Origin of the sequence: Sphingobium sp. RAC03 (assembly GCF_001713415.1) — a bacterium.
GTDB lineage: Bacteria > Pseudomonadota > Alphaproteobacteria > Sphingomonadales > Sphingomonadaceae > Sphingobium.
The window spans coordinates 586,935-612,208 of record NZ_CP016453.1 but is presented as its reverse complement, the minus strand read 5'-3'; the positions used below and the strand labels follow the sequence as shown (position 1 = coordinate 612,208).

Here is a 25,274-nt window from a genome sequence, read left to right as displayed (position 1 = left end):
GCTGTTCATGATCAAGACCGTTTTTGCCACCGGCACCGCCCTTGCGGCGCTGTGTTCCACCTTCCTTACGCCCGCCTTTGCGCAGGATGCAGCCCCCGCCGAGCAGGCGGCCGAACTGGGCGGCGAGCAGAGCGATATCATCGTCACCGGCTCGACCCGCGCCCAGCGTCGCTTCGACGTGTCCTATGCGATCAACACCATCTCGGCCGAAGATGTCGAGAAGATCGCCCCCGTCAACTTCGCCGATCTGATCGGCCAGCTGCCCGGTTTCCAGACCGAAATCACCGGCGGCGAAGTGCAGAATATCTATCGTATTCGCGGCCTGCCCAATGATGGCGGCTTTGTCAGCTTCCAGCAGGACGGCCTGCCGCTGTTCCACGAAAATGACGGCGTCTTTTTCCGGGGCGACGCGATCTTGAGGCAAGACCTGATGACCGACCATGTCGAGGTCGTGCGCGGCGGCCCTGCCCCGGTCTATGCCAGCTATTCGGGCGCGATCATCAACGCGATCACCGTGACGGGCAGCGATACGCCGCGCGGCAAGGCGCAGGTGACGCTAGGCGACACCGGCCTTTATCGGCTGGATGCCTATCAGGCCGGACCGCTGGGCGAGAATACCTATTATGCGATCGGCGGCTTCCTGCGTCAGCATGACGGCTATCGCGACAATGGCTTCCCCAACGATAAGGGCGGCCAGATCCGCGCCAACATCAAACATGATCTGGACAATGGTTCGATCAAGCTGAGCCTGAACTATGTCAACGATCACAACGTCTTCTACCTGCCGATCCCGACGGCGGACCCGCGTGAACCCAGCATTTCGCTGAACAAATATATCGACTTTTTCGAAGGGACGATGAATTCGCCCGCACTGCGCAACGTCAATCTGAAATATCGCGATGGCGCAGGCGTGATCCAGAGCGGCACCAGCGACCTGGCCGACGGCCGCCACATGCAGATGATCAATATCGGCGCGCAATATGAAGCCGAGTTCGGCGGCTGGCTGGTGTCGGCCAAGGCCGGTTATACCCAGGGGCAACTGGATTTCACCGCTTTCTATTCGACCACCAACCCCACGACGCTGACCGCCTTCCTCGATGCCGGTGGCGCCAACAGCATCCGCAACCGGGCGAACAGCGCGTTCGGCACGGCCAGCCGCTTTGGCCTGACGCTGGCGGGGACCAATAGCGTCTATGACCCCGAAACCGCCTCTGGCCTCATCATGCAGGGGCAATATCGCGACATTCATTCCAAATATTATTCGGCGCAGGGCAATTTCTCGGTCGCGAAGAAGTTCGAGACCGGCATCGGCAGCCACGATATCAAGCTCGGCCTCTACACCAGTGCCTATGGCGAAAGCAGCCGCACCACGTTTCAGAACTACCTGATCGAAGTGGCGGGCCAGCCGCGCACGCTCGACTTGGTTGCCTATAATGCGGCGGGTACGGAGATCGGCCGGGTCACCGACAATGGCGTGCTGAACTATGCCGCGACGCTGAGCCAAGGCGATTCGGACGCGACGATGTTCGCGCTTTATGCCAACGACACCTGGGAGATCATTCCCGGCCTGCGCATCGACGCGGGCGTCCGTCATGAACGCTACAGCTATAAGGGCTGGGCCGCGCTGACCGAGCAGGTCAATCTGGGCGATGCCACGACATTGGCCGACGACACCACGCGCGGTTTCACCGGCGTCATCGTCAATTCCAAGGGGAAGCCCAACGTTACCAACTGGACGGTCGGCGCCAATTACGACTTCAGCCAGAATGTCGGCGTCTATGGCCGCGCGTCGCACCTCGAAACGCCGCCCAATGTGCAGACCGTTATGAGCATCAATCCCACGATCATCACCACCGTCGCCGACCAGTTCGAGGTCGGGCTGAAGCTCGCTTCGGGTCGTTCCTACCTCTATGTCACGGGCTTCTACACCAATTTCGATCCGCTCAACGCCTCGTTCCTCGCCTTTGACCCGACGACGGGCCGCAACGATGTGAACATCCCCTTCATCGGCGAAGCCCAGGTGAAGGGCGTGGAGTTCGACGCCTCGGTCGCGGTCACGCCGTGGTTCTCGCTCAACGGGGCGCTGACGATCAGCGATCCCAAATATAAGAATTTCCAGAGCGCGACCGGGGCCGACCCGGAACAGGCCGAGGGCAACCAGATCGTCCGCCAGCCGAAAATCTATGGCAATATCCGTCCGAGCTTCGACTTCCAGACGGGCGAGACGGATATCTCGGTCTATGGTCGCTACACCTATATGGGCAAGCGCTTCGTCGATCTGTACAACAATACTGCCCTGCCTGCCTATGGCACGATCGGCGCGGGCGTCACGGCGCGCCACGGCAGCTGGCAGATGCAGATTGTAGGCGACAATCTGTTCAACGCCCATGGCCTGACCGAAGGCAATACCCGCACCGACTCGCTGAGCGGCCAGGGCAGCGCGGAAGCCATTTACGGTCGGCCGATCTTTGGCCGTAACTTCCGCCTCGTCATCAGCAAGTCCTGGTAATGATGCGCACCGTGGCACGGATGGCGACCCTGTTCGCCACTATGGCTGCGGTTGCGATCGCGACGGTCCCGGCACAAGCCGGGGCCGTTCGCGATGTCGTGACCGAACGGCTTTCGCAGCGGCTCTTTCCGCTTTTCGACGGGATGGCGCGCGACCCGACCGCTGTTCGGACACTTGTTTCCAAGGCGGACATCGCTGCCCTGTTGGACAGTCGGCAGCGGCGCGTCGCTGGCTGCGCGCAGGATATGTTCTGCGTGGCGCAGGCGCTGATCTGGACGGAAACGGACATCGACGCCGTGGCCAAGTCGGTGGCTGCGCCTGCTGGCCTGACCGCCCCCGATGATGGGGTGGCCGCGCAGGCCAAGCGCGAGATGGAAGGCATCAACATCATCTTGCGCACCTATGGCCTGGGCGCGCCAGCCGCCTATGCGCAGATCGACGGGGCCGGCATGATCGATCCGCAAGAGCGCCAGGCGCGGCTTCAGGCCGCTTATTGGCTGTCACGCACCCCACGCGACACATCGGCGCAGGCGCTGGACCCCAGCATCGACTATGCGCTGGCGCTGCTGGACGGTAGCGATCGCGCCGATGCGATCGGTTTCGAACCGCTGACCGGTGGCGCGAATGCGGCCGCCATGGCGCGCGCGACAGGTCTCGATTGGAGCCGCTATCGCTATTCCGCATTGATCGTCACGGGCGTCGGGCCGGAAGTGCCGGACATGGCGATCAGCCCCTTTGGCAAATATCATCTTCGGCTGGCCGCCAGCCGCTTCGCGCAGGGCGACGCGCCCTTTATCATCGTGACCGGAGGCAAGGCACATCCCCGCGCGACCCGCTTTGCTGAGGCCGAGCAGATGCGCAACGCGCTGATCGACCGCTATGGTATTCCGGCTGACGCGATCCTGATCGAACCCTATGCCCGGCATACGACCACCAATTTGCGCAATGCGACCCGCCTGCTGATGGCGATGGACGCGCCGATGGACCGCGATGCCGTGATCGTCTGCAACCCCGGCCAGAGCGCTTCGATCGAAAGCCCGCAGTTCGTTACGCGTAACCAGCGGGAGCTTGGCTATCAGCCAGGGCAAGTCGGTCGCCGCCTGTCGCCAACCGAATTGCTGTTCCGCCCCTCCCGCGTATCGGCGCGGATCGATCCGCGCGACCCCCTCGACCCCTGATTTCGGAGTTCAGACGATGCGAACCCTCCTGCTTGCCTTCACCACGATCAGCGCACTGGCGTTGCATCCGACCGCCGCCCATGCCTGGGGCCAGACCGCCCATGCCGTGATTGATCAGGCGGCAATAGAGGCCATCCCGGAGGATGGGCCGGTCTTCCTGCGCAAGCATGTCGATTATATTGCAGCCTCGGCCTCGCTGCCCGACAGTTGGCGGGGGGATGCGGAGAATTTCTCCAAGATGGAGGAAGACCCCAATCATGGCTGGTTTCGGGAACAGTTCACCTTCGTAAAACCCATCCCGCGGTCGCGCCATGAATTCGTCCTGGCACTCTACAAACGGTATGAGACCATTAAGGATAGCGATCCGCAGACGGCGCAGCGGACCAATATACGCTGGACCGGCACCCTGCCCTATGCGGCGATGGAAGCCTATGAACGGCTGATCACCTGCATGCGCTACGTCCGCAAGGCCCAGGCGGAGGGCGGCGATGCGTCGATCCCGGAACAACATTGCGCTTTTCAGGTCATACGGCTGGGCCATTATATCGGCGATGGGGCGCAGCCGCACCATGACTCCATCCATTCCGACGGATGGCGCGGCGACAATCCCAAGGGCTATACCACCGACCGGTCCGTTCATGGCCGGTTCGAAAGCCGGTTCGTCGACGGCATGGGCCTGACGGTAGCGGACATCGCGCCGCGCATCGGGACGCCGCGCCGCCAGAATGGCGACATGTTCGACGCGGTACTGGGCTTTATGAACGAAGCGGGCGACCTCGTGGAAAATCTGTACAAGCTCGAAAAGCGCAACGGCTTTGCCGATTTTGCCGACAAGGATGTGCGCGCGTTCGTCTATGACCGGACGACAGCAGGCGCCGCAATGCTGCGTGACATGCTGTGCCGCGCCTGGGCCGAAAGCGCGACGCCGCCCGCCAAAATCACGCCCTCGCCGCTCGACGCCAACAATCCGCGCTTCAACCCGGAAACCGGATCGGCACCGAGCTGAGCGGATTTCACATTCATATCGAACGCGGTATCATCAATTATAGTTGAAGCGTGATGTCAGCAACGCGATTTTGCCATATTCGATCTATTCGTTAACTAATTTGGCGCATCATTCCGACAACGTAATAATATGTCTTCGGATATGGGGTTAGATATGAGGGGGTGGGATTTTTTCTACTTTTCGCGCCGCAGCCGAAAGCAGCGATCAATGGCTATCATCGCTCATTCTCCAGAATGCGAGGTGACATATTCTCTTTTAGCGGAAGAATATGCGGACCAGGCCTCGCTAGCGATGGTTTGCGAAAAGGCGATCGCGGCACCGCCGTATAGCGCCATCCTCGCAGGTCGACTTGAACGGTTCCGCAAATTGATGAAAAAAAGCCTCGTCTAGCGCGGACCGTCCTTGATCATGGAAACGGCACCATGCCAATCCGACTTGCTTGGACGCATCGATTACAGCGCTGATAAATGCCATCCTACTCGAACAACAGCCGATTTGCTGGAGATAGCTACGCTATAACGCAAACATCGGATGATCCAAGTCAAGCTGTTGGCTGGCATAGCCTCTCGGAGTTATCAGGTCAGAAGATGCACATAGCGCGCAACTTCGCCGCTGTCGGTCGAATGACCGATGTGGATAGAATTCCGCAAATCGAGATGTTCGACGACAGCAGACGCATCCGCAGCATAATGGTCCATGTCGTGCCCCGTGGCGACCCGTGCCGAACGGCCAGGACCGCGACGATCATGCGCGACGACGCGATAGTTATTGGCCAAGAAACACAACATCTGCGCATCCCAATCATCCGACGATAAAGGCCAGCCGTGATGGAGCATAACCGGCTGCGCGTCCTTTGAACCCCAGTTGCAGTCATTTGCCGGTTACCGACCGAACGACCCGACCTGGTCGGTTGGAGCGCCTGCACTTGGGGAACGAAAAGCTGGCTTTGAGTGACCGGCTGGGAGTGAAGATGGGCCTAGACTTTCACCGATAGCTTTGGACCGGAGCCGCCGATACCCCGCCGGCTCCGGTCCCGCTGGTTTCAGGCCAGGATGTCCGCGCCACCAAAAACGATCTGGTTGCGTGTTTGCGGTTGAAACAGCCCATAGAGAAATTTCCCTCCTTCTGCGCTGACTGCATCGAGCGCCGCAACATGCTTGTCTGACAAGTGAAGCTGCAGCGCTGAGACATTGTCTGTCACCTGTTCGGCACGACTGACGCCTATCAGGGTCGAGGCGACTCCGGGGCGACCGACAACCCAGGCGATGGCGACCCGCGCTGACGTCTCGCCCAGTTCTGCCGCCACCCGCTTGACCTCGTCGACGATCCGCCAGTTACGTTCGGTGAACAACCTGTCTCCAAAGGGATTATCCCCATCAAGCCGCTTGTCATCGTCCGCGCGCGATATGTGTCCGTCATCGCCCGCATTGGGGACGCCTCCTTCACGCGCTGGACCGGCTTCAACAATGACCCGGTCATATTTGCCGGTCAGGAGGCCATAAGCGAGGGGACTCCAGGGGACGAGGCCCATGCCGAACGCGCGGCCAAGCGGCACATGCTCGTCCTCCACACCGCGCTCCACCAAGGAGTAGAAATATTGAAGACCGATGGGCGCAGGCAGTCCCTGTGCCCGCGCCAGCGTGGCGAGTTGCGCCACATACCAGGCGGGGCTGTTGGACAGGCCCCAATAGCGGATCTTGCCGGACTGGATGAGGCCGCTCATCGTCTGGAGCAGTTCCGCCGCCGGGGTGATGCCGTCCCAGATGTGAATCCAGTATAGGTCAATGAAATCGGTCTTCAGCCGCCTGAGCGAACCCTCGACGGCGGCATGGATATGGCGCGCGCCGTTTCCGCCCTGATGGAAGCCCTTGCCCGTATTGAAGCCCGACTTAGTCGCGATCACCATGCGCTCGCGCAGGCCAGCCTCGGCGATGAATGTGCCGACCATTTCCTCCGACGTGCCGCCCGAATAGACATCGGCCGTGTCGATGAAATTACCGCCGAGATCGGCATAGCGGTCAAACACCGCGCGGCTGGCATTTCCGTCCATGCCCCAGCGCGGCGTTCCAAATGTCATCGTGCCGAGCGCAAGAGGGCTGACGAGCAGGCCGGACGAGCCAAGAGGGCGAAGGGATTGAAGGTTCACGGGCAGTCTCCATCGGCGGTTGCTAAAGGGTATATGGATTGTGCGACCCGATAGGATTAGACGATCGAACTTGCATGGGTTGCTGAAGGATTTTCATATATGGATCGCGATCTCTGGTCAGGCCTCGCGATATTCGGGGAAATCGTGGAGGCGGGCAGCTTCGCCAAGGCAGCGACGCGGCTTGGCCTTTCTGCCTCTGCGCTCAGCCATGCGATGCGCGTGCTGGAAAGGAAGCTGGATCTGCGATTGCTCGATCGCACGACCCGTTCGCTGGCACCGACCAGCGCCGGCGAAGCGCTGCTCCTGCGATTGCGACCCGCCATGGCGTCGGTCTAGGAAGTGCTGGGTTTGCTTGATGGGGCACGCGAGCATCCTGCGGGGCGAGTGCGGGTCAATGCCCATCGCCCCGCTGCCGTCCACCTCATCATGCCGCGACTGCCTGCGCTGGCGCGCGACTGTCCCGATGTCCTGGTCGAGTTGGTGGTCAATGACGGCTTCGTTGATATCGTCGCCGAACGTTTCGACTGCGGCGTCCGGCATGCACAAGGGCTTCAAGGGGACATGATCTCGGTACGGATTAGCGATCCGGTGCCGCTGATCTTCGTTGCGTCGCCGCACTATCTCGCTGATCATGGTCGGCCGGAGCATCCCGATGACCTCGCTCAGCACCGCTGCGTCAGCTATCGCCACGCCAGTTCGGGCGCTTTGCACCGCTGGGAGTTCGATCAGAACGGCATAACATCAGAGCGTGCCGTGCCCCACAATTTCGTCACCAACGATGTCGATGTGATGCGCGACGCCGCGCTGGCGGGTCTCGGCGTTGCTTGCCTGATCAAGGCGCAGGCGTCGCACCATCTTATGGCAGGTGATCTCATCGAGGTTCTAAGCGGCTGGGCGCCAACGCTTCCGCCCAACCATCTCTACTATCCAAACCGGCGCCAACCCACGGCCGCATTTCGCGCCTTCCTGGCTGCCATGCGCCTTTAATGTCCGCAGCCTGTCAGACAGGCTCGATACTGGTGTGGTGCCGCTAGGAATGTATCCGTTGGATCATCGCAAGTTCCAGCCAGTTCAGCAACATTGTGCCCGCATTGGTCGCGACATCAGCAGCGTCGAAATACTTCATCAGCGCGGCGCAGACTTCGCCGAATGTGTCGCCTTGCTGAAGGTTCGCCAATGCGAGCGCTTCTGCTTCGGCCAAAAGGCCGAAAACCGGTTGCTCGCCTTCGCGCCACAGCAGCACCCACTTGGGTTCGCGCAGCCTTTCCAGCGCCGGCGCCTGTTGTGAATCGGCCAATGTTTCCCACAGGCGGACAAGATCATATGTGACCGGTCGCAAGGCTGTGCCGGGAATGAGTTCGAGGCGAAGTTCGTCCCATTGCCGGGCATCGAAGTCCGCCGTCGTGGCAGCAAAATCGGTCGGCGTCATTGGCGCACCGTCGGCGGCGGTGAATGCGCAGTGCATTTCCCATTCCAGCCACGCCACCTCGCCCACGTCGGGATCATTGGCGAACAGTTCGGCGCAGGTTTCGGCAAATCCCGCACCGGCCAGGTCAATGGTCCAGCTCGTAGGCGGATGCGTGATCAGATGATGCGCGGCCGCCTGGCTGAAGGCATGGTCGCCCACCAGCCTTGCGGTGCGTTCGAACGTGTTCCGCAAGACATCGATAAGCCGCGTTCGATAGGCATTGCGATAGACGGCCATGCCCGCGGCGCGGCGCGCATCCCATCCCATTGGCAAGGGCGCGCCGTCATCAAGCAGACAGGCCAAAAATTCGTCCTGCGCGCCCAAAAGCTGGGTCATAGTGCCATCTCTACGCGCGTGGTGGCGGCAATCGTGCGGGCACGGTCAAGTTCTGCCAACAGGTCCGGCAGCGGCGGGATCGCATCATCCCGCTCGATCATCACGGCCACCTCGCCAAGCTGGCCAACGGCTGAACCATAGAGGTTCCAAACAGCATCGCAAACGGGCCGGTCGTGCGTGTCGATGACGATCTCGCCCGGCGTGTGCCCGGCCAGATGCACCTGCCGCACCCTGTCGGCGGGTATGCCTGAAAGGTAGGCCTCAGGATCGAAACCATGGTTGCAGGCGCTGACGTAGATATTGTTGATGTCGAGCAGCAGGTAACAGCCCGTCTTGCGGCTCATCTCGGCCAGGAACTCCCACTCCGTCATCTCGTCGTCCGGGAACGTCAGATAGCTTGAAGGATTTTCGAACAGCATTGCCCGTCCGAGCGCATCCTGCGCGCGGTCGATGTTGGCGCATACGACATTCATCGCCGCGCGGGTCAGCGGCTTCGGGAGCAGATCATGGCTGTTGTGCGCGCTGGTCCGCGTCCAGCACAGATGATCGGACACCCACAGAGGCTCGATCCGGTCTACCAGCGCCTTGAGCCGGACCAGATGATCGCTGTCCAGCCCGTTTGCCGAGCCAACCGACAGCGATACGCCATGCAGGATGACCGGAAGTTTGGCGCGCACCTGTTCCAGCACGCGCAGCGGCCGCCCGCCATCGACCATGAAGTTTTCGGCTATGACCTCGACAAAATCGACGGCGACATCGCCCGCGAGAAAATCACGGTAGTGATCGCGGCGCAGGCCAAGGCCGAACCCACTGAATGTGGCTATATCTGTCATGGCGAAAGTCCTCATGTGTCAAAAGCGGTCCGGCGGGCCGTGGGGGCAAAGGCCCGCCGGACCAGGGTCGGATCAGCCGAGGTCGCCGATCGTTCCGCCCTTCGTGAGACACTCACCTGCCTTCATTGCCTTGAAGCCGTGGCCCTTGCAGGCATTCTGACCCTTGCATTCGTGCTCAGCCGTGGCGCAGTCGGAATTGCCCTTGCAGCTATGCAGGCCATAGCAATGCACCGTGTCGCTGGTGCCGAGGGCGCGGCCTTTGCTTCCGGTCGGCGCGTCGGCCGCGAAGGCCGAGAATGAGCTGAGCGCGATGGCGGCTGCGGCAGCGGCGATGGATGCATTGCGTGTCTTGGTGGTCATGTCAGCGGCTCCTTGAAAAGGATGGTGCGGGATCGCACGCCATGATGTTCGCCCTCGCGCGCTGGCCGGTTACAGCGACAATTATTATTCTCTGCCTGTAACGGTCCCGGCTCGCCCGGCGAAAGAGGGGGCATGCGACGCCTGGACAACCGTCTGGCGCTGCCCCCAAAGACGGAGAGTATATCATGAAGACCGCCACTATCGCCCGCATTGCCGGACTTGCCACAACCGCCGCTCTGGCAGCCGGCGTCGCCACCACCCCCGTCGCCGCGCAGAAGGTGCCGATGGAAAAATGCTATGGCATCGCTAAGGCTGGGCAGAATGATTGCTCCGCTGGCGCTGGCACGAGCTGCGCCGGAACCTCGACCCGCGACTATCAGGGCAACGCCTGGAAGCTGGTCAAGCAGGGCATGTGCGTGAAGACCAAGACGCCGATGGGCAATGGCTCGCTGACGCCGATCAATCGCTGATACGTAGCCATCAGAGGGGCCAGCACATGCAGCACATCGCCACATTGTACGATCGGATCGTAGCCATCGCCGCATCGCGCCTGGCCGAGGGCATTGCGCTGCTGCAGGCCCGGATCGCGCTCGCCGGGATATTCTGGCGATCGGGCCGGAGCAAAGTGACGGAGGACAGTCTTTTCGAGATCAGCGATTCAACCCGCTATCTGTTCGAAAATGACTATGCCGCCGTCCCGCTACCACCTGAAATCGCTGCGCCACTGGCAACGCTGGGCGAGCATCTGTTCCCCGTGCTGCTGGTGATCGGGCTGGCAACCCGGCTCTCGGCCGGCGCGCTGCTCACAATGACACTCGTTATCCAGATTTTCGTGTATCCGCAAGCCTGGTGGACGACGCATATCCTGTGGGCCGCGCTGGCTGCGGTGCTGATCGTGCGCGGCGGCGGCGTGCTGTCGCTCGACGCGCTGATCGGCCAATGGCGACAACGGCGCGCGTGAACGGGTGCGGGGAGGAGGAACGACCATGATCGCGGACGAACCTACCTTCGCCCGGCTCATGATTGCGAGCCAGGGCGGCGACCGGCGTGCCTACACCGTGCTGCTGACCGAGGCGCAGTTCTGGCTTGAACGCTTCTTCCGCCGCCGCGTGCCCCCAGCCCAGATCGACGATCTGGTGCAGGAGGTGCTGCTCGCCATTCATGCCAAGCGCGCGACCTGGGATGAATCGCGGGCGTTCCTGCCTTGGCTCGCGGCCATCGCCCGTTATCGCTGGGTCGATCATTTGCGCCGGGTTTACCGCTCCAGCGAAAGTGAACTTGGCGATCAAGATGCGCCTGCGGACAGCGAGGAGGAAGCCGTGCTGGCCCGGATGAGCCTTGACCGGCTTTTCGTGCAACTCTCCCCGGCACAGTGCAATGCAATCGAACTGGTGAAAATCGAAGGACTTTCGGTTACCGAGGCGGCCATGCGCACCGGCCAGAGCGAAAGTCTGATCAAAGTGAACATTCATCGCGGCCTCAGGAAACTGTCCGCGCTCGTCGAAGAGGCTGACTGACCATGCCCCCCCGTCCCAATCCCCTCATCGCACAACTCGCAGGCGAGCTTGAGCCAGTGCGCCCCTTGCGCATGCGTCATGGTCTGGCGCTGGTAGCGATTGCAACCGTGCTGACGATCGCCGCCATTGCGTTATGGCAGGGCTTGTGGAGCGGCCCTGCAAATGGGCAGGCGGCCGCCATCTTCTTCATCGCCAACGGGCTTATCGCGCTGGTCGGGCTTGCCGCGGCGCGGGCGGTGGTTCGCATGGCGGCTCCGCGTGTCGGTGCCCGACAGGATGGCTTGCGTTGGCTGCTGGCAGCGCTTGCAATCTTGCCCGTCACCGCCCTGCTGCTGATGGCGCTGGAGGGGACAGTCGGCAGACACGACCAAGCGACGGATGGGCTGAACTGCTTCATCGCCGGAACCGTCAGCGGCATTGGCGTGGCGGCAGCGCTGATCCTTTGGCTGCGCCGTGGTGCCCCCGTTGCTCCCAATCTAGCCGGGTTCTACACCGGCATAGCGGCGGGGGCGCTGGGCAGTTTTGCGCACGGCATGTCATGTCCATTCGACACCATCGGGCACCTGGGCATCTGGCACGTTACGCCCGTGGCCATGTCAGCCGCGCTGGGGCGCATCGCCGTACCAGCCTTGATACGTTGGTAAAATCTTGCAGCTTGCTAGCATGATTTGAAGTCCAAGGCCGGTTCTAGGCCTGTAGATCGGCGGGCAGAATCTGAAATGTCAGGTCGGCGGTGCGTTCACGCCCATGGCAGGCATTCGGCGTTCACTCCGTCCGCGTCACTGCACATCATGTCGCGAACAACTCTATCGAATCCAGATAATCCAGCAACGCTCGTATCCGCGTCGCCGCGCGATCCTCCGCCGCATAGAGGGCGTGAATGTCCTCGCCATCGCCAGGATTGAACTCTTTCAACACCTCGACCAGCCGCCCGGCCTTGATATCCGCTGCGACGTGAAAGGCTCCATGCCGGGCAATGCCGCAGCCCGCGACCGCCATCTGCCGGACCACCTCGCCCGAATTGCCGAAGAAGCGTCCTTCCACTGGCTTTTGCACGATGCGCCCTTCGACCTGGAAAGGCCAGCTATCGATCGAACGGCGAAAGCTGAACCGCAGGCAGTCATGTTGGTCGAGATCGTCAGGAATCTGAGGGACGCCGCGACGCGCGAGATAGTCCAGGCTGGCGACCAGTGCCATGCGGCTATGCCCCAGCTTTTTTGCGCGCAGCCGCGTGTCGCGCAACGGACCGATGCGGATTGCGATGTCCGCTCGCTTCTCCACCAGATCAACGATGCTGTCGGTAAGCGTCAGTTCGACCTTCACGGCCGGATGGCGTTCAGCAAAGCCGGGAAGGGCCGGGATCAGGCATTGGACCCCGAAGGATGGCGAGGCGTTGACGCGCAGCAGCCCCCGCGCGACCTGATTGGCCTGACCCAGGCTCTTCTCAACTTCCGCCATTTCCGCAATCAGGGTGCTTATCCGATCGCGATAGGCCACGCCCTCTGTCGTCAAGGCCAGCGCGCGCGTGGTGCGCCGCAGAAGCGTAACGGCGAGCCGCTTCTCCAGGCGAGCGACGGATCGACTGACGGCCGAGGGGGTAAGACGCAGCATGCGTGCGGCATTTGCAAAGCTACCCTCCGCCGAAACGGTCAGAAATATCTCAATGTCGCCAAAACGATTATCCATGATTTGAATTCACTTCTGAAGTGATGAGACGCATTCTAGGCATCAATGATGAAGATGTCTATTTCCCGTCCAGTTGATCGCCACTGTCAGGAGTAAATCATGGACCTCAAACTCAACGGCAAAACCGCCATCGTCACCGGATCGACCGCCGGGATCGGCCTTGCGATAGCCAAACGCCTCTCTGCCGAGGGTGTCGCGGTTACCATCACCGGTCGCAACCAGGTGAAGCTGGAGGCAGCCGCTACGGAGATCGGCGGCAGCGTTAATCCCGTCCTTGCCGATCCTGCAACCGCCGAAGGTGCCGCCGCCCTCATCGCCGCCGTTCCCGACACCGACATCCTCGTCAATAATCTTGGTATCTATGAAGCCAAGGACTTTGCCGACATCACGGACGAGGACTGGCATCATATATTTGAGGTCAACGTCGTCAGCAGCGCTCGCCTCGCCCGGCATTATTTCCCTTTGATGTTGCAGAGAAATTGGGGTCGCGTGCTTTTCATCGCTAGCGAAAGCGGCCTTCTGCCGCCCGCCGAGATGATCCATTACGGCATGACAAAGTCAGCACAGCTTTCCATCTCGCGTGGTCTTGCCGAACAAACACGGGGAACGGGCGTCACGGTCAACAGTATACTGCCCGGACCGACCCGTTCGGAGGGGATTGTCGATTTCATCCGCTCTGTTGTCGAACATAAGGATGCATCGGAAGCCGAACGGGAGGTCGAATTCTTCACCAAGCTGCGCCCCTTGTCGCTCATCAAGAGACTGATCGAGGCAGACGAAGTCGGTGCGATGGTCGCCTATCTCGCAAGTCCGCTCGCCGCTGCAACCAATGGCGCGGCTCTCCGGGTCGAGGGTGGGATCATACCCACTATCGCCTGATTGGGCGGCGGGTTCAAATTGCTAAACGGTCCCGTCTCTGGTTTTCTTGGCCATTCAATATCGAGGGATGAGCGGTCGATCATGCCCCCGTTGGTGCGTCCGATACGTCGGGGTACAGCTCCTTTTTGAATAGGCTGGCAGCGGGGCGGTGCGCTTTGAGGCGGGTGGCATCACTCAGCCGTTGATCCAGCTTGCCGCCCTTCGCGGCCAAGGCGGGTCACGAAGATGATACCGGTGATAATCCGCCAGTCCTCAACCTTAGGCCACAGCGTGCGACAACGAAAAATACAGCTCAACCCAACGCATATGCGCCTCGTCCTGAGCCTAACTATATCAAAGAACGGTAACAGCTTACGCCGCCGCCCCGGCGTGGTGTTCAAGCCTGACAATTAGCCCATTGTGCATAGGCAGGCCGCGTCAACTGGAACAGATCGGTCGATCGCGTGTACCATCCCGCGCCGTGCATCCGCGCGACAAGGCCCATGGCCTGCGTATCGACATGCAACCTGTCTGGATCGATCAGCGCATCGGCGATATGGAATCGCAACACTTCTCCCAAGATTGTCAATCGGCGTCCAAACGGGACCCCTTATCAGCGCGCAAAAGGGACCCCCTGTCAGGATGGCGGAACATTGATGTGACGCTCTTCCTTGCGCTGCGCGCGGCGTAGGGAGGGCGTAGCCCGACCGGAGGCGCGCGCAGCGCAAAGCATCTTTTAATTGATTGCCGCTGGGGCGGATCAGCTGCGGTTTTTGAAGCGCCAGCTGTCATTGCCGGTCTCGACAATGTCGCAATGATGGGTGACGCGATCCAGGAGCGCGGTTGTCATCTTGGGATCGCCGAACACGGTGGGCCACTCGCCAAAGGCGAGGTTGGTGGTGATGATGACACTGGTCTGCTCATAGAGTTTGCTGATCAGGTGGAACAGCAACTGGCCGCCCGATCGGGCGAACGGCAGATAGCCCAGTTCGTCGAGTACGATCAGATCGAGACGGGATAGCTGGGCGGCGAGAGCGCCACTCTTGCCGATCCTGGCCTCCTCTTCGAGGCGGGTCACCAATTATGGCGACCATCCCAACCATGAAACCTATGTGGCCGCGCTCCAGGCGCAGCATGGACGCAAGCGCGGTTTTTGGGAGGGCTGATCGCAGCCCATTCCTATTTAAGCGACCAGCGCCACAATATATTCCTGAGATCTGGGCGCACGACTGGTCGTGCGAAAGGGCTGCAGAGGGTTCGCCGTGCGAAGGATGAACTGGCTGACGCCGGTCTGCCGCTGGCGTTGCAAGGCGACAGCGTAAGAATTTTCGAACGAGGACAGTCGCTGGCGGCGCGGCGACAGCGATGCCGAAGGATCAGCGTTGGACATTGGGACTTCTCCATCAGGGGCTTTTTGCGCCGATGACTAACCAGCCAGCATCATCAATGCTGGATGACGGGTCGATTCCTGACAGGAAGGAAGCCGGTCCAGCTGATGCGCGAGCACCGGCCGCCACGACCGGGCGATGCCATCTCAGTCTTACGACAGGATAGTGCTCACATCCCGGGCACCGTGGAGAATGCGTTCAATGCGGACACTGCCCGGCACAAGCGTGTAGAAAATCACATAACTGCCATATACTCTGGACCGCAGATCGGGGCGGAGCTCGGAACGGACCGTGCCAGAGCAAGGAAAATCGAGAAGCTTTGTGCAAGCCGCTTGGAGTTCATCGATGAATGTCAACGCCCGATCAACATTATCCCGGGCAATGAAACTGGCAATATCTGTCAGATCAGCGTCGGCTGCCGGCGAAAACGAAAGATGCATCACTGCTCTTTGTTGGCAGCGGCGATGTCAGCAATGCGTGCCCTTGCATTTGCGAAGGCTTGCTCCGCAGGTATGCCAGTCCCGCTGCTCGCACCCAGATCGATCTCGGCGCGTAGCGCCTCAAGCCGCGCCTGTCGCATGGCGTCCTGCTCCTCTAGCAGACGCAGGCTGTCGCGAATGACCTCACTGGCCGATGCATAACGACCGGTGTTCACTTGTTGCTTGATGAAGCCCTCGAAATGGGTTCCCAAGGTGAAGCTGGAAGGCATAGTTAAACTCCTTTTCCGACCCAAATATCACTTTATGATATAATTCTGCAAGAGCCGGGCTCGACAGAATGCTGACAAGCAGGTGACGAGAGGCGAAGTGCTCCCTCAACCTGCATCGAACGTCGGCCAGCAAGAGGATGGTGGTTCATCCCGGTCGAACAGCAGCCAGGACGCCCCGTCCGCATTGGCTGCCGAAAGCAACGCCCAGAGTTGAGGCGAGATGTCCGGCGGATCGGCGGCCTGGCAGGCGGCGATGCCGCAATGAACGAAGAAGCCGTAGAGATGGGATTCGATGACCAGATCATCACGCGCGACATGCAATCGGCCATCATCGCCGCGCGGCGCTGCCCTGATCAGCATGTCGATCTTCTGTCGCTCGGCGACCGGAATATGCACGGTGGACAGGGTGAACATCGCGGATCGTCGCATATCAGGCCTCCCCCAGAGCAGGACTTTTTGGACGGTCTAAAAGCGTCATGGCGCCGGTTCCAATGTCAGTTCGACGGCCGTACGGGTCGCTGTAACCGTGAGAGTGCGGTCCGTGGGTATCAACCATTGCACCTTGTCGGTAAGCCTGTCGCGGATTTGCTGCAGCAGAGCCTCCTCCTCGCTCAGCAGCAACGCATAGGCGTAGTTACGCGCGCTTCGTTGAAAATTGTCCTGCTGGGTTTCCCAACTGTCGCAATCGCTGTCATCCGATGCCCTAAAAAGGCTCAGCTCCATTTGCCAGGCCAGATCATCGGGTGAAACGACGGCGTTGCTTCCAATAAGGATGATCGCACCATCGAGATCATAGCCTTCATTGCGACACACCAGCATTTCAAGCGGGAAGCATCGCTTCGTAAGCGTCGCGCCAGGCAAGGCGCAATCGGCGATCCCCAGTTCGAGCGTGATTGCGTCGGCCCGTCCCGATGTGCAGGAAGGATCCAGTTCGGTGTCGGCCTCATACATATGTTCGAGGCCATTTTGCTCTATCACAAAGGCAAGAGTCTGCAGGCGGGGCAGTCTGTCATACCAGTCATAGCCAGAAAATTCCGGCGCGATACGTACCGTGCACATGCCGAGCTTTTCCGGCGAATTCAGTATCGGCGCAGCGCCTTGCTGAAGATCTATCTCCATTGCGGGCACAACCAGCATATCAGGAGACGATATGGGTTCGCCCTGATCGCACCCCATGCTGTCGGCGGTCATTGGTGCCCAGCATGGAAGCCAGGGCGCTGCATGCGGCAGCATGATGCCCAATGCCCTGGCGCGCGTCCATTCCGTAAAGCCCAGTCGATGGTCGCCATTGTCGCAGATCATCCGATAAATAGCGGCTTCTGCAGCGATCTTGAGGGCATCGAGCCCCGCATTGCGGACCAGTTCCTTGCGCGCAGGCAGAACCAATTGCAGATCGGGCGCGTCGATAATGTCGACCTTCACGCACCATTTGTCGATTTTGCCCACCTCCGACACGAACGGCAAATCGCAAGGCACGGTAAGCCCATGAAAATTAATACGGGCCATGTCGACCGGCTGGTAGCCGCGCCAGCTGAAAATGCCGATGCGGCAGCCCTGCCAGTTTTCGACCCGAGCAGCTTCGGCGAGGAAATCCTCGCGTGGCAGAGACGTGCCCGACAAAGTTACCGGCAGCGGAAAATAGCGGGCGGCGTTGCGGGCGGCGGCTAGCAAATTCTTGGCCCATGCGTCCGGCAAAGCGATGCGCAACTGCGTACCGCCGGTTATGGCGCAGGGCTGGATCGCGAGTGGCTCTGGGCTCTGCCAGCCTTGTTCGGGGATCTCGACCATCCAGCCCCTGCCCGCGCTGCGCGACCAGGATCGTATTTCGACTTGACGTCCTGCAAGGCTGAACATGCCCATGCCGGCCGGATCTTCGCGGTGGGCAACCGTATCATTCCAGCATGAATAGCCAAGAGTCAGCAGCGCAGCCGGGTCATCGATGCCCGAACCGTCATCACTTACAACAAGGATGGGGGCACCATCGGAGCCTTCAAGATCCAGATTTACAGCGCTGGCGCCAGCGCGGCGGCTATTTTGCAGAAGTTCGTTCAGCACATCGTGGATCGTGCCATTGAACAGACGCGTGACGCGCGTGATGAGGGACGCGCCCACCTGTGGGGTGATCGTGAGAGGTAAAGCCATTATATGTGTCTCCTTGGACAGGCGGTCATTTTCCACCCCTTCTCAAAGTCCCCCTCCCCTCCGATCGCAAATGCGCCGCTGCCAGGCCGATCCACGCGAAAGCGATTTTCCGCCGGCGTGCTTCATGTTCACCAGTCATGCACCAGCAATTGCGGCAGCGTTGGACCATCGCAGTCGAAATGCAGCAGATCGATGCCGCGCCGCCGCGCAAAGAGGATGGCAGCCATCAGATCGCCAGGCAGGGCGCGCTCGCAATCGGCTGACATAGAGCGGGTCGATAAAAACCAGCCATGGGCGTTGCGCGCCACGGTGGTTGGCGCTTCATGGGCGTGGCCATTGCACCAGCTATCGAGCAGCAGCCCCGTGTTCATTGAGAGATGCGCGGTGGAAAGCAGCTGATATTTGCCGATCACGCCAATTGCGGGCGTGGGCGACTGTTCGGCGGGCCGGCTGCGCAATTCAGGATGGGTGCGTGCGGGCATGGACGATCCCACCAGTAGCGAGGCAAGGCCGCGCTTTGCAGAGGAAGGCATAGGAAAACTCCTGAAATATATGGTGTAGGAGGTGTGTCTGCGCGGCGACATGGCGCGCTAGACACACGGTCAGGCCAGCGATGATGTCGCCGTGCGCCGAAGATCCGGCACCCGACTATTGTCGTAAGCGCTCTCGCCCGACAATTGCAGCGCCTGCTGCTCGGCACGATACCAGTCTGGCGCATCGATCCGGTAGGTTTCACAGGCATAGAGGTCGTTTCCGCTGTAGAACTGAATATCGACGCGAAAGCTCTGGAGCGAATGCTGGGACGAGGTCCGCATGATGGCGTCCTTTCAAGGGCGAGCGTGACGATCGCCTTCCAACGACCGTCACTGGTGGGGGAATGGGAGATTGGGCGACGCGGTGCCGGGCTCAGCCGGGGTTAATGCGCCCGTTCGAGTAAGCGGCGTCCCTTCGCCTCAACGTCGAGACGGCTGTCCTGGTTGGATTTGGATCGGGCATGGGCGGTGATGCCCTGGACAAAGTCGAAAATGCTCGCAGGCGGATGGCCTTCTTCGGCCAGCACGGTGGCGATGATCTTGCCGGTTTCGGCCTTGGAAAAACCCTGGCCTCGCAGGAATGTCTGGCGATCTTCGTCAGTGCGGGCAACGATGCGCTCGCGCGCGGCGCGAATGCCCTGGATGAAGCCGCTGGCGGAGGAATCAGCGAAGTTTTCAAGTGCAGGCGCGGCTTCATGGGCGAAGCGATTGGGGGCAAACTTTGAGTGGCGGATCGAGATTTCCTCGAAATTCTCCACACCCCACAGATTGCGATTCATGCAGACGGCGCGCAGGTAGAAAGTGGCAATGCCCAGCGTCTTTGACCCGACTTCCGAATTCCAACAGTAAAATCCGCGGAAAAACAGGTCGGGATCGCCATTGGCAAGGCGTCCGGCCTCAATCGGGTGGGTATCATCCACGAGAAAGAGGAATACATCGCGATCGGACGCATAGAGCGTCGTCGTATCGCGGGTTACATCGACAAAGGGGTTATAGTGCATCGAAGACCAGTCGAGGACGCCGGGCACTTTCCAGCGCGTATCGCCCACGCCGTCGCCCGCGATCTTCATGACCGCGGCGACCAGCTCATGATCCCAGATGCGTCCATAATCAGGACCTGTTACCGCGCGTAATTCAGCGCGGCCATCCTGCGTCTGAAGCAGCTTCACCTGTTCGCCTCGATGCGCCAGCAGGCCATGCTGGAGATTGATACCGGCAAGCGCTGCGGGCAGCGAGCGCAGATAGGAAGCGGGTGCACCGACCAGGCTGGAGAGCTGGCCAAAGGACCAGTTGGTAGGCGCGATGGGCATATCCTCGCCCGGCGCGAACAGGGTCAGGCGTTCCGGATTATCGGCACGCGCTTCCACCCGGAGTGATCGGCTTTCCACGATCCGTGTCGTCGCCCGCTCGGCCCGCGCGCGAACATTGTCGTAAAGGTCCGTCAGCGAGAGGAATTTCTCGTCATCGGGCCGCGAAAACCATTCTGACGAGACACGGCTGACATTGTGGCCGCGGGAAATATCGACGCGATAGGCACCGGTTATGCGCGTGAAGCGCTTGGGCAATGGTATCGGCTGCTTTTCGCAGGCAAGCTTTCCAGCGTGACGATGGGCGACTTCGTCACACTGACTGGTCTCAAGCTCGTCGATGAGGGCGGTAACCTGCTTGAAACCCTCCCGCCCATCCAGCGCTGGCTTAATCGCATCCTGGCGCTGCGGATCGCGATCCAGAATGCAATCTTTGAGGAATATATACGCGCCGGCGCGGCGAGCGGCGTGGCGGACAAAGTGCGAAACAGCGATGCCGCCTCATCCTTTGCCTTTGGGCGCGGGGGAAGCAATGCCACGGCACGACTTGGTGGCTGTGGCAACGGCGGGGGTGACAACAAGGCAGGTGGATCGAGCCGGTCAGGCAGTGCCAGGACGAGATCAAGCGCTGCGTCCAGATTATCGACGACATAACTTTGCCCCTGACCATGCCATCCCTTGTCGAATAACAGCAATCGCACAGCGATACCGGTGCCATGTTTGGCAAAGGGGCTGCCCAGAATGGTGATTTCAGCGCGGGGCGGGATCAATTGCGCGATCGTCGCATAGGCGTTTGCGCCGCTGCCATCAGCAGCAAAGCCAGGTGGCATGATGGCGACACAGCGACCGTGCTGGCGCAGCCGGAGCAGGGCCGAGCGCAAATGCCGCGCCCCGGCCTGCCGGTCATTGCCGCGTCCCTCGCTGCGACCGAAGGGCGGATTGATCAGGACCACAGAAGGGTCATCGCCCAGAGGCAACAGGTCATGGAGATATTCTGCGTCATGGCGGGTGACAGCCTGCCCGATGGCAAGCGTGAGCAGCGCCGCGCGGTCGGGATCGCGTTCATTGAGCGTGAAAGTGCAGCGCCCAGGCGGGATGGATCCAAGCAACATTCCCGTGCCTGCCGACGGTTCGAGAATATGATCCTCTGCCCCAAGGCGTGCGGCCTGGACCGCCAGCCAGGCGAGGGTCAGCGGCGTGCTGAACTGCTGCATCGCGATCTGCTGTTCGCTGCGATAGCTATGCGTGGGCAGGCTGGTTTCAAGACAGCGCAAGGCGGCGTAACAGGCAGCCGGATCTCCGGAACTGGCGATGCCACTTTTCCCCCGCCGCAGGAACAGTATCAGGGCGATTTCAAGCACGTCATAGGCCTGGCGCATCGACCATGCGCCTTGTGCATCGCTCGCGCCAAACCTGGCGGTCATCAGCTTTCGTAGGGCATGTCGGGTCGGTATCTGCGATTGCGCCATACTGTCGGCGAGCATTGTCGCGACATCGAATAGGCGTTGCGCACATGCACACGTTGCGACGGGAGCAGGCTGCTGCGTAGCGAACAAAGGAAGAGTCATAAAAATCTCCAGGCCTCGGACCCGATCGGTCCACGCCTCGTCCGCTCCCCTTACCTCCCAGGACGGCGGACAGAAAAAGGGACCATGACGACACATCATGGTCCCCAGCATTATACCGCAGGCTCAGGCCGCCTGCGCGACGCGGTTCTCTCCAGAATCTTCGTCAGGCGCCTCAGCGAGCGCTTCCGCCGCAGCATCTCCATCGACACTGACCCGCCCGACGCCACAATCGGCATCGCCATCTCCGGTGAGACTGGCTTCAGCTTCACCAACCGGCACAAAGCGCATGGCGTCCGGCAACCATTGCAGCGCGCGTTCCTTGACCTCTGCCTCGACGATGAGATCGCCGCTGAAGAGGCGCTCGGCCGAGAGCGCAAGATCATGCTTCTTCGACGCCGCGTAGCGGGAACTCAGTTCCAGGCCGCCGACCGTTTCGAACGCCTGGAGGATCATCGCCTTGCTGACCCGGTCGAAATAGTTGCGCGCGGTCGGTCGCCACCAGGCCGTAACATCGATCCCGAACTTGACCCCCAGATGGTCGAGAAACACGCTGCCGGTCCGCCCGGCAGGCACCGCCTGGACCGTCCGGGCAATTGCCCAGCTGAACCAGGCAGCCCGTGCCTCCTCGCTCAAAGCGCAAAAGGCGTCATAGCGTGTCCGCACATCGGCATGATTGATCCAGCATCGATCAAGATCTTTTTCCAGCTTGAGCCACTGGCCGGCGGCAGGCGTATCGCTCTCATAGCCATGAAGCGGCGATGCGGGGGCATTGGCGCGCAGGTCGGTGGCCCGTTCCGCGCTGCCATAGGTGCGCGTTGCCGCGTCAGCCATGAAGAAGGTGGCGAGATCGAGCGCGAACCGCGGATCGCTGGCGATATGGACGCGCAGAAGTTCAGCCTTCATTTCAGCGAGCTCATCGGCAAGGCGCTGGCTGATCTTGGGCGGGGCCGGCGCCACCTGTGCTGGCGCGCAATCCGCATCCGCATCGACTTCATCATCATCACCGGTAGAATCCTGCGCATCGTCGGCCTGTTCAGCCGAAACATGATAAAGCTGTTCGTGGACGCGCGGCTGACCGTCGGAACCGATGACCACATAGGCCAGTGCGGACGCCTTTTGCTCCTCGGTCAGGATCGGCGCCCGTTGCCGGATTGCCTCATATTCAGCATTCAGCCGATCATAGCGCGCTTCGACCTCCTCCTCGGTCTCGTCGGTTTCAACCGGGTTCTCGAACGCTTCCAGTTCCACTTCGATATCAGCAAGCCGCTGTTCCTGCTCTGGCGTCAGCGGTGGCTGTTCGCCCTCAATGGGCTTGAGATCCCAGGTTGCGCTATAGGCAATATGGGTGGTCGGCACGATGCGGACATCGCCAAAGCCTTCCCGTTCCCGGATCGCTTGCGCCGCCTGCGCCAGCCTGTCGGTCGCCAGTTGATCGAGCAGGTCGCCATCGATCCACATCTCGCTCGCATCGTCGGTGAACAGGTCGCTGTCGATCCGGCCACCGGCGGCCACATAGGCCTCGCGGCCGACAAGCAGGGCTTTAGGGTCATTTCCACTATAGCTGCCTTGGGCAAGCTGGCGCCTGATCTCGTTCAGATTATTGCGGTAATAGCTCTGCCCAAGAGTTTCGAATATCTGCGCCTGGCGGACGGCATCGGGACTACTGGCATAAGCCGTGGCGATCTCAAGGCTGATCTCACCGTCGCGCAGGGCATCAAAAATGCAGGGCGCCAAATCTGCGAGGCGCAGCCGTCCCAGTACGAAGCGCTCGGTCAGGCCAAAACGTTTGGCGATCTCGGCCGGGGTCTTGCCTTCGGTTTCGACAATATCCTGGAAAGCCCGGCAGGTGTCGGCAGGGTTCATGCTGAGCTTGAAGAAATTTTCCTCCAGGCTGGTGGCGATCGCATCTTTCGCGTCGCGCAGGACCAGCACCGGCACCTGATAGTCTGGCGCGAAGACGCCCTTTTCGATGAGACGATGCACCGCATCGAGGCGCCGTCCGCCCGCGGCGATACGATAATGGCCTTTCTTGCGCGCGACCGGTACGCCGATCAGATTCTGCCTTATACCCTTGGCGGCGATATTGGCCTCGAGCTGGGCGTCGGCGACAGCATCGCTGGACTTGCGGACATTGGATGGCGACTTGCTGAGGTTCGCCGCGGCAACGAGAATGGGAAGCTGGTTCATCGACTGGGATCTCCAGGCGCCAAAGACCCGCCCATCGGGTCTTCCTGCGCCACATCACCCAATCCCCCTCCCTCCCTTGCATGCTGGACATCGTTCCAGTCATTATAGCCTGATGGCGGCCGGATATGCGTGACCGTCCTGCCGGCGCCGCGATACGCCGCCAGCGCACGCATTGCGGCGATTTTGCCCGCACGATCGTTGTCGGGAAGCAGAATAAGTCGGTTAACTGACGCGGGAATGGCAATGCTGTGCAGGCGCTCACTACCGAGCGTGGCCCAGACCGGAATGTCGAGAAAGGACATGGCCGACAGGGCCGTCTCGATGCCTTCGGCAAGACCAACAATATTGGTAGCGGGAGCCAGCTTGACGGCGCCATGACCGGGTCGGCCCAGCAAGCGACGGGCCGGTTGTACGTCGTCGGCGAGACGGGAATAGCGACGATCAAGAAATGTCCGGTGGATGGCGACAATTTCTTCTCTGTCGCGCACGGCAGCAATCATGGCAGGGCGAAACTCAAGCCCCGTGTCGGATCGCAAGGGCGTTCGCGGATGGAAACGCAGCCATTCTCCCAGATTGGTGATGGAACGCGACTGCAGATAGGCCTGGGCCGGCGTATCAGCGATCGGTCGGCTCGCATGCCAGATGTCCCTCGCCTGGCTGCGGAAACCGGATTGAAAATCGCGCGTCGAATGACCAGGCTCATGACAAGCTGTCAGCGCCTGATGGTCGATCCGTGCGATTGCGCGCAGCACATCGCGGGCATGGCAGCCTGCAAAGCATTTGAAGAGCAGAGCTGTCTTGCCCAGTCGGACAGAAAGGCTGGGATGATGATCGTCATGGGCCGGGCAAAGGCACAGGCCGCCAGACGAGGCCCAGCGGCCGCCCAGACGTTTGACCAGCAGCTTTGCGCGCGCTTCCAGGACAAGCCGGTCGAGGGGAACCGTCATTTCGTCAAAGCCTGTCGCGCGCAAGTATCGCTACGGCTCGCCGCAAATGGCGACGAACCCGGCGTGGGCGGATCTCGAAGGTTCGCGCAATGTCGTCAATCTGCATTGCATAACGTACGCGCAGCAAGAGAAAGAGCCGGGTCGGAGTTGGCATATGTTCAGCGCAGCGTGCGGTCATATCGGTTTTGCCGGAAGACAAGGCCGATTGATCGTAATACCATGCGGATCGGTCCTGCGACCGTTGTTTGGTCAGAAGATCATCCTGATCCGCTTGTTCCTGGTCGTCGAGCCAGACAAATATAGTGCCTATGAGAGCCTCATCCCTGCGGTAACGCAGGCAGGCGAATATATGGCGCGCGAGGCGGACGATAAGTGCGTTCATGGTGGATATCCGTTGGGACGTTCTGGCCGAAACCTGCCCGATCATCCCCTGTCCATCCCCTCCCCTCCATGCCCGGAGGTCTGGATGGCTGCATCCCGCCCCCGGCTGGACGGGATATAGCTGTGCAAATTTACTTCAATTCGTCTCAAAATACGGGGCTGAATGGTTGCGTTTGCGTTGCAATTTCATGACATTGTGAGCGGGGCCGCAGAGG

Annotated in this window: 30 protein-coding genes and 3 pseudogenes; 14 read left to right on the top strand and 19 right to left on the bottom strand. The window is 60.8% G+C overall.

Going from position 1 to position 25,274, the window contains the following annotated elements:
* The first annotated feature begins 7 nt into the window (after positions 1–7).
* The 4 genes from BSY17_RS02805 (at position 8) to BSY17_RS02790 (ending at position 5,083) form a co-directional block, all read left to right on the top strand.
* On the top strand, positions 8–2,509 hold the full coding sequence (locus BSY17_RS02805) for a TonB-dependent receptor (protein WP_069064256.1): 2,502 nt from the start codon (positions 8–10) through the stop codon (positions 2,507–2,509).
* A complete protein-coding gene (locus BSY17_RS02800; protein ID WP_069064255.1) occupies positions 2,509–3,687 on the top strand; it encodes a YdcF family protein in 1,179 nt (392 codons plus the stop codon). The genes BSY17_RS02805 and BSY17_RS02800 overlap by 1 nt, the downstream gene beginning before the upstream one ends.
* Before the next feature lie 16 nt (positions 3,688–3,703).
* Positions 3,704–4,693, top strand: coding sequence for a nuclease (locus BSY17_RS21470; RefSeq protein WP_069064254.1), 990 nt, complete (start codon positions 3,704–3,706; stop codon positions 4,691–4,693).
* A 207-nt stretch (positions 4,694–4,900) separates the two neighbouring features.
* On the top strand, positions 4,901–5,083 hold the full coding sequence (locus BSY17_RS02790) for a hypothetical protein (RefSeq protein WP_150125699.1): 183 nt from the start codon (positions 4,901–4,903) through the stop codon (positions 5,081–5,083).
* Between the two features lie 200 nt (positions 5,084–5,283).
* Here the strand turns inward: BSY17_RS02790 and BSY17_RS02785 are convergent.
* Together BSY17_RS02785 and BSY17_RS02780 are read right to left on the bottom strand one after the other, a co-directional pair.
* Positions 5,284–5,559: pseudogene (locus tag BSY17_RS02785) on the bottom strand (alpha/beta fold hydrolase); the annotation flags it as partial.
* A gap of 176 nt (positions 5,560–5,735) precedes the next feature.
* Entirely contained in the window at positions 5,736–6,839 is a 1,104-nt protein-coding gene (locus BSY17_RS02780; RefSeq protein WP_069064251.1) for an aldo/keto reductase, read from the bottom strand.
* Between the two features lie 99 nt (positions 6,840–6,938).
* Here BSY17_RS02780 and BSY17_RS20785 point away from each other — a divergent pair, with 99 nt between their 5' ends.
* Together BSY17_RS20785 and BSY17_RS02775 are read left to right on the top strand one after the other, a co-directional pair.
* Positions 6,939–7,175, top strand: a complete 237-nt coding sequence (locus BSY17_RS20785) for a helix-turn-helix domain-containing protein (protein WP_083216994.1) — start codon at positions 6,939–6,941, stop codon at positions 7,173–7,175.
* A 12-nt stretch (positions 7,176–7,187) separates the two neighbouring features.
* A complete protein-coding gene (locus tag BSY17_RS02775) occupies positions 7,188–7,826 on the top strand; it encodes a LysR substrate-binding domain-containing protein (RefSeq protein ID WP_171899170.1) in 639 nt (212 codons plus the stop codon).
* A gap of 43 nt (positions 7,827–7,869) precedes the next feature.
* Here BSY17_RS02775 and BSY17_RS02770 read toward each other — a convergent pair whose 3' ends face one another.
* The 3 genes from BSY17_RS02770 to bufA2 form a co-directional block, all read right to left on the bottom strand.
* On the bottom strand, positions 7,870–8,643 hold the full coding sequence (locus BSY17_RS02770) for an HvfC/BufC N-terminal domain-containing protein (RefSeq protein WP_069064250.1): 774 nt from the start codon (positions 8,641–8,643) through the stop codon (positions 7,870–7,872).
* Positions 8,640–9,476 (bottom strand): MNIO family bufferin maturase, encoded by an 837-nt coding sequence (gene bufB, locus BSY17_RS02765; RefSeq protein WP_069064249.1) that lies wholly within the window; start codon positions 9,474–9,476, stop codon positions 8,640–8,642. Before bufB ends, BSY17_RS02770 begins: the two co-directional genes overlap by 4 nt.
* Before the next feature lie 72 nt (positions 9,477–9,548).
* The gene (gene bufA2 / locus BSY17_RS02760; protein ID WP_069064248.1) at positions 9,549–9,836 is read right to left on the bottom strand and encodes a BufA2 family periplasmic bufferin-type metallophore; all 288 of its coding nucleotides are present in this window, start codon (positions 9,834–9,836) and stop codon (positions 9,549–9,551) included.
* 185 nt (positions 9,837–10,021) lie between these two features.
* Here bufA2 and BSY17_RS02755 point away from each other — a divergent pair, with 185 nt between their 5' ends.
* Genes BSY17_RS02755 through BSY17_RS02740 form a run of 4 tightly spaced genes read left to right on the top strand, consistent with a single transcriptional unit; the run spans position 10,022 to position 11,997 of the window.
* The gene (locus BSY17_RS02755; protein WP_069064247.1) at positions 10,022–10,306 is read left to right on the top strand and encodes a BufA1 family periplasmic bufferin-type metallophore; all 285 of its coding nucleotides are present in this window, start codon (positions 10,022–10,024) and stop codon (positions 10,304–10,306) included.
* A 26-nt stretch (positions 10,307–10,332) separates the two neighbouring features.
* Entirely contained in the window at positions 10,333–10,797 is a 465-nt protein-coding gene (locus tag BSY17_RS02750) for a DoxX family protein (protein WP_069064246.1), read from the top strand.
* 25 nt (positions 10,798–10,822) lie between these two features.
* Complete coding sequence (locus BSY17_RS02745) at positions 10,823–11,353, top strand: sigma-70 family RNA polymerase sigma factor (protein WP_069064245.1); 531 nt, start codon at positions 10,823–10,825, stop codon at positions 11,351–11,353.
* Positions 11,354–11,355: 2 nt separating this feature from the next.
* Positions 11,356–11,997, top strand: coding sequence for an NrsF family protein (locus tag BSY17_RS02740; RefSeq protein WP_069064244.1), 642 nt, complete (start codon positions 11,356–11,358; stop codon positions 11,995–11,997).
* Positions 11,998–12,142: 145 nt separating this feature from the next.
* Here the strand turns inward: BSY17_RS02740 and BSY17_RS02735 are convergent, their stop codons facing one another.
* Positions 12,143–13,039 carry a LysR family transcriptional regulator gene (locus tag BSY17_RS02735; RefSeq protein ID WP_069064243.1) on the bottom strand — a complete coding sequence of 299 codons (897 nt, stop codon included), beginning with the start codon at positions 13,037–13,039 and terminating at the stop codon, positions 12,143–12,145.
* Positions 13,040–13,138: 99 nt separating this feature from the next.
* On the opposite strand from BSY17_RS02735, the gene BSY17_RS02730 reads away from it, so the two are divergent.
* Positions 13,139–13,918 carry an SDR family NAD(P)-dependent oxidoreductase gene (locus BSY17_RS02730; RefSeq protein ID WP_069064242.1) on the top strand — a complete coding sequence of 260 codons (780 nt, stop codon included), beginning with the start codon at positions 13,139–13,141 and terminating at the stop codon, positions 13,916–13,918.
* Between the two features lie 376 nt (positions 13,919–14,294).
* Here the strand turns inward: BSY17_RS02730 and BSY17_RS20780 are convergent, their stop codons facing one another.
* Positions 14,295–14,465: a hypothetical protein gene (locus tag BSY17_RS20780; protein WP_237236122.1), complete on the bottom strand. Its 171-nt coding sequence runs from the start codon at positions 14,463–14,465 to the stop codon at positions 14,295–14,297.
* A gap of 192 nt (positions 14,466–14,657) precedes the next feature.
* Positions 14,658–14,978: pseudogene (locus tag BSY17_RS02720) on the bottom strand (ATP-binding protein); the annotation flags it as partial.
* On the opposite strand from BSY17_RS02720, the gene BSY17_RS22155 reads away from it, so the two are divergent.
* On the top strand, positions 14,941–15,063 hold the full coding sequence (locus tag BSY17_RS22155; protein ID WP_443019400.1) for a DUF6880 family protein: 123 nt from the start codon (positions 14,941–14,943) through the stop codon (positions 15,061–15,063). The pseudogene BSY17_RS02720 and the gene BSY17_RS22155 overlap by 38 nt on opposite strands.
* Positions 15,064–15,080: 17 nt before the next feature.
* On the opposite strand, the gene BSY17_RS02715 is transcribed toward BSY17_RS22155, so the two are convergent.
* The 8 genes from BSY17_RS02715 to BSY17_RS02680 all read right to left on the bottom strand — a co-directional run bounded on the left by BSY17_RS02715 (position 15,081) and on the right by BSY17_RS02680 (position 20,234).
* Positions 15,081–15,287: a hypothetical protein gene (locus tag BSY17_RS02715; RefSeq protein WP_069064240.1), complete on the bottom strand. Its 207-nt coding sequence runs from the start codon at positions 15,285–15,287 to the stop codon at positions 15,081–15,083.
* Between the two features lie 150 nt (positions 15,288–15,437).
* The gene (locus BSY17_RS02710) at positions 15,438–15,725 is read right to left on the bottom strand and encodes a type II toxin-antitoxin system RelE/ParE family toxin (RefSeq protein ID WP_069064239.1); all 288 of its coding nucleotides are present in this window, start codon (positions 15,723–15,725) and stop codon (positions 15,438–15,440) included.
* Positions 15,725–15,994 (bottom strand): type II toxin-antitoxin system ParD family antitoxin, encoded by a 270-nt coding sequence (locus BSY17_RS02705; protein WP_043150469.1) that lies wholly within the window; start codon positions 15,992–15,994, stop codon positions 15,725–15,727. Before BSY17_RS02705 ends, BSY17_RS02710 begins: the two co-directional genes overlap by 1 nt.
* A gap of 105 nt (positions 15,995–16,099) precedes the next feature.
* A complete protein-coding gene (locus BSY17_RS02700) occupies positions 16,100–16,423 on the bottom strand; it encodes a DUF5983 family protein (protein WP_150125698.1) in 324 nt (107 codons plus the stop codon).
* Between the two features lie 45 nt (positions 16,424–16,468).
* The gene (locus BSY17_RS02695; protein ID WP_069064493.1) at positions 16,469–18,136 is read right to left on the bottom strand and encodes an ATP-binding protein; all 1,668 of its coding nucleotides are present in this window, start codon (positions 18,134–18,136) and stop codon (positions 16,469–16,471) included.
* A gap of 128 nt (positions 18,137–18,264) precedes the next feature.
* Positions 18,265–18,669 carry a DUF5983 family protein gene (locus BSY17_RS02690; protein ID WP_150125697.1) on the bottom strand — a complete coding sequence of 135 codons (405 nt, stop codon included), beginning with the start codon at positions 18,667–18,669 and terminating at the stop codon, positions 18,265–18,267.
* A gap of 69 nt (positions 18,670–18,738) precedes the next feature.
* A complete protein-coding gene (locus BSY17_RS02685; RefSeq protein WP_069064236.1) occupies positions 18,739–18,951 on the bottom strand; it encodes a hypothetical protein in 213 nt (70 codons plus the stop codon).
* A gap of 101 nt (positions 18,952–19,052) precedes the next feature.
* Positions 19,053–20,234 carry a DUF932 domain-containing protein gene (locus tag BSY17_RS02680; RefSeq protein ID WP_237236120.1) on the bottom strand — a complete coding sequence of 394 codons (1,182 nt, stop codon included), beginning with the start codon at positions 20,232–20,234 and terminating at the stop codon, positions 19,053–19,055.
* Between BSY17_RS02680 and BSY17_RS22150 the strand changes: the two are divergent.
* Positions 20,211–20,423 (top strand): annotated as a pseudogene (locus BSY17_RS22150) (strawberry notch C-terminal domain-containing protein); the annotation flags it as partial. The gene BSY17_RS02680 and the pseudogene BSY17_RS22150 overlap by 24 nt on opposite strands.
* A 269-nt stretch (positions 20,424–20,692) precedes the next feature.
* Positions 20,693–21,412, top strand: coding sequence for a hypothetical protein (locus BSY17_RS21800; protein WP_237236116.1), 720 nt, complete (start codon positions 20,693–20,695; stop codon positions 21,410–21,412).
* A 255-nt stretch (positions 21,413–21,667) separates the two neighbouring features.
* Here the strand turns inward: BSY17_RS21800 and BSY17_RS02670 are convergent, their stop codons facing one another.
* From BSY17_RS02670 to BSY17_RS02660, 3 genes are read right to left on the bottom strand one after another with little or no spacing between them, the layout of a single operon-like run.
* Complete coding sequence (locus tag BSY17_RS02670) at positions 21,668–23,731, bottom strand: ParB/RepB/Spo0J family partition protein (RefSeq protein WP_069064233.1); 2,064 nt, start codon at positions 23,729–23,731, stop codon at positions 21,668–21,670.
* Entirely contained in the window at positions 23,728–24,678 is a 951-nt protein-coding gene (locus BSY17_RS02665; RefSeq protein WP_069064232.1) for a DUF7146 domain-containing protein, read from the bottom strand. Before BSY17_RS02665 ends, BSY17_RS02670 begins: the two co-directional genes overlap by 4 nt.
* 4 nt (positions 24,679–24,682) lie before the next feature.
* Positions 24,683–25,060 carry a sigma factor-like helix-turn-helix DNA-binding protein gene (locus BSY17_RS02660; protein ID WP_150125696.1) on the bottom strand — a complete coding sequence of 126 codons (378 nt, stop codon included), beginning with the start codon at positions 25,058–25,060 and terminating at the stop codon, positions 24,683–24,685.
* Positions 25,061–25,274: the final 214 nt, after the last annotated feature.

What these genes read in the sequence shown, in the direction of transcription:
- BSY17_RS02730 (WP_069064242.1), top strand. Translation starts at nt 13,139, where the DNA reads ATGGACCTCAAACTCAACGGCAAAACCGCCATCGTCACCGGATCGACC.
- BSY17_RS02805 (WP_069064256.1), top strand. Translation starts at nt 8, where the DNA reads ATGATCAAGACCGTTTTTGCCACCGGCACCGCCCTTGCGGCGCTGTGT.
- BSY17_RS02705 (WP_043150469.1), bottom strand. Translation starts at nt 15,994, where the DNA reads ATGCCTTCCAGCTTCACCTTGGGAACCCATTTCGAGGGCTTCATCAAG.
- BSY17_RS21800 (WP_237236116.1), top strand. Translation starts at nt 20,693, where the DNA reads ATGTTTGGCAAAGGGGCTGCCCAGAATGGTGATTTCAGCGCGGGGCGG.
- BSY17_RS02800 (WP_069064255.1), top strand. Translation starts at nt 2,509, where the DNA reads ATGATGCGCACCGTGGCACGGATGGCGACCCTGTTCGCCACTATGGCT.
- BSY17_RS20785 (WP_083216994.1), top strand. Translation starts at nt 6,939, where the DNA reads ATGGATCGCGATCTCTGGTCAGGCCTCGCGATATTCGGGGAAATCGTG.
- BSY17_RS02665 (WP_069064232.1), bottom strand. Translation starts at nt 24,678, where the DNA reads ATGACGGTTCCCCTCGACCGGCTTGTCCTGGAAGCGCGCGCAAAGCTG.
- BSY17_RS02690 (WP_150125697.1), bottom strand. Translation starts at nt 18,669, where the DNA reads ATGCCTTCCTCTGCAAAGCGCGGCCTTGCCTCGCTACTGGTGGGATCG.
- BSY17_RS02770 (WP_069064250.1), bottom strand. Translation starts at nt 8,643, where the DNA reads ATGACCCAGCTTTTGGGCGCGCAGGACGAATTTTTGGCCTGTCTGCTT.
- BSY17_RS02670 (WP_069064233.1), bottom strand. Translation starts at nt 23,731, where the DNA reads ATGAACCAGCTTCCCATTCTCGTTGCCGCGGCGAACCTCAGCAAGTCG.
- BSY17_RS02700 (WP_150125698.1), bottom strand. Translation starts at nt 16,423, where the DNA reads ATGCGACGATCCGCGATGTTCACCCTGTCCACCGTGCATATTCCGGTC.
- BSY17_RS02740 (WP_069064244.1), top strand. Translation starts at nt 11,356, where the DNA reads ATGCCCCCCCGTCCCAATCCCCTCATCGCACAACTCGCAGGCGAGCTT.
- BSY17_RS02790 (WP_150125699.1), top strand. Translation starts at nt 4,901, where the DNA reads ATGGCTATCATCGCTCATTCTCCAGAATGCGAGGTGACATATTCTCTT.
- BSY17_RS02695 (WP_069064493.1), bottom strand. Translation starts at nt 18,136, where the DNA reads ATGGCTTTACCTCTCACGATCACCCCACAGGTGGGCGCGTCCCTCATC.
- BSY17_RS02660 (WP_150125696.1), bottom strand. Translation starts at nt 25,060, where the DNA reads ATGAACGCACTTATCGTCCGCCTCGCGCGCCATATATTCGCCTGCCTG.
- BSY17_RS21470 (WP_069064254.1), top strand. Translation starts at nt 3,704, where the DNA reads ATGCGAACCCTCCTGCTTGCCTTCACCACGATCAGCGCACTGGCGTTG.
- BSY17_RS02755 (WP_069064247.1), top strand. Translation starts at nt 10,022, where the DNA reads ATGAAGACCGCCACTATCGCCCGCATTGCCGGACTTGCCACAACCGCC.
- BSY17_RS02710 (WP_069064239.1), bottom strand. Translation starts at nt 15,725, where the DNA reads ATGCATCTTTCGTTTTCGCCGGCAGCCGACGCTGATCTGACAGATATT.
- bufB (WP_069064249.1), bottom strand. Translation starts at nt 9,476, where the DNA reads ATGACAGATATAGCCACATTCAGTGGGTTCGGCCTTGGCCTGCGCCGC.
- BSY17_RS02745 (WP_069064245.1), top strand. Translation starts at nt 10,823, where the DNA reads ATGATCGCGGACGAACCTACCTTCGCCCGGCTCATGATTGCGAGCCAG.
- bufA2 (WP_069064248.1), bottom strand. Translation starts at nt 9,836, where the DNA reads ATGACCACCAAGACACGCAATGCATCCATCGCCGCTGCCGCAGCCGCC.
- BSY17_RS02750 (WP_069064246.1), top strand. Translation starts at nt 10,333, where the DNA reads ATGCAGCACATCGCCACATTGTACGATCGGATCGTAGCCATCGCCGCA.
- BSY17_RS02685 (WP_069064236.1), bottom strand. Translation starts at nt 18,951, where the DNA reads ATGCGGACCTCGTCCCAGCATTCGCTCCAGAGCTTTCGCGTCGATATT.
- BSY17_RS02715 (WP_069064240.1), bottom strand. Translation starts at nt 15,287, where the DNA reads ATGTCCAACGCTGATCCTTCGGCATCGCTGTCGCCGCGCCGCCAGCGA.
- BSY17_RS02735 (WP_069064243.1), bottom strand. Translation starts at nt 13,039, where the DNA reads ATGGATAATCGTTTTGGCGACATTGAGATATTTCTGACCGTTTCGGCG.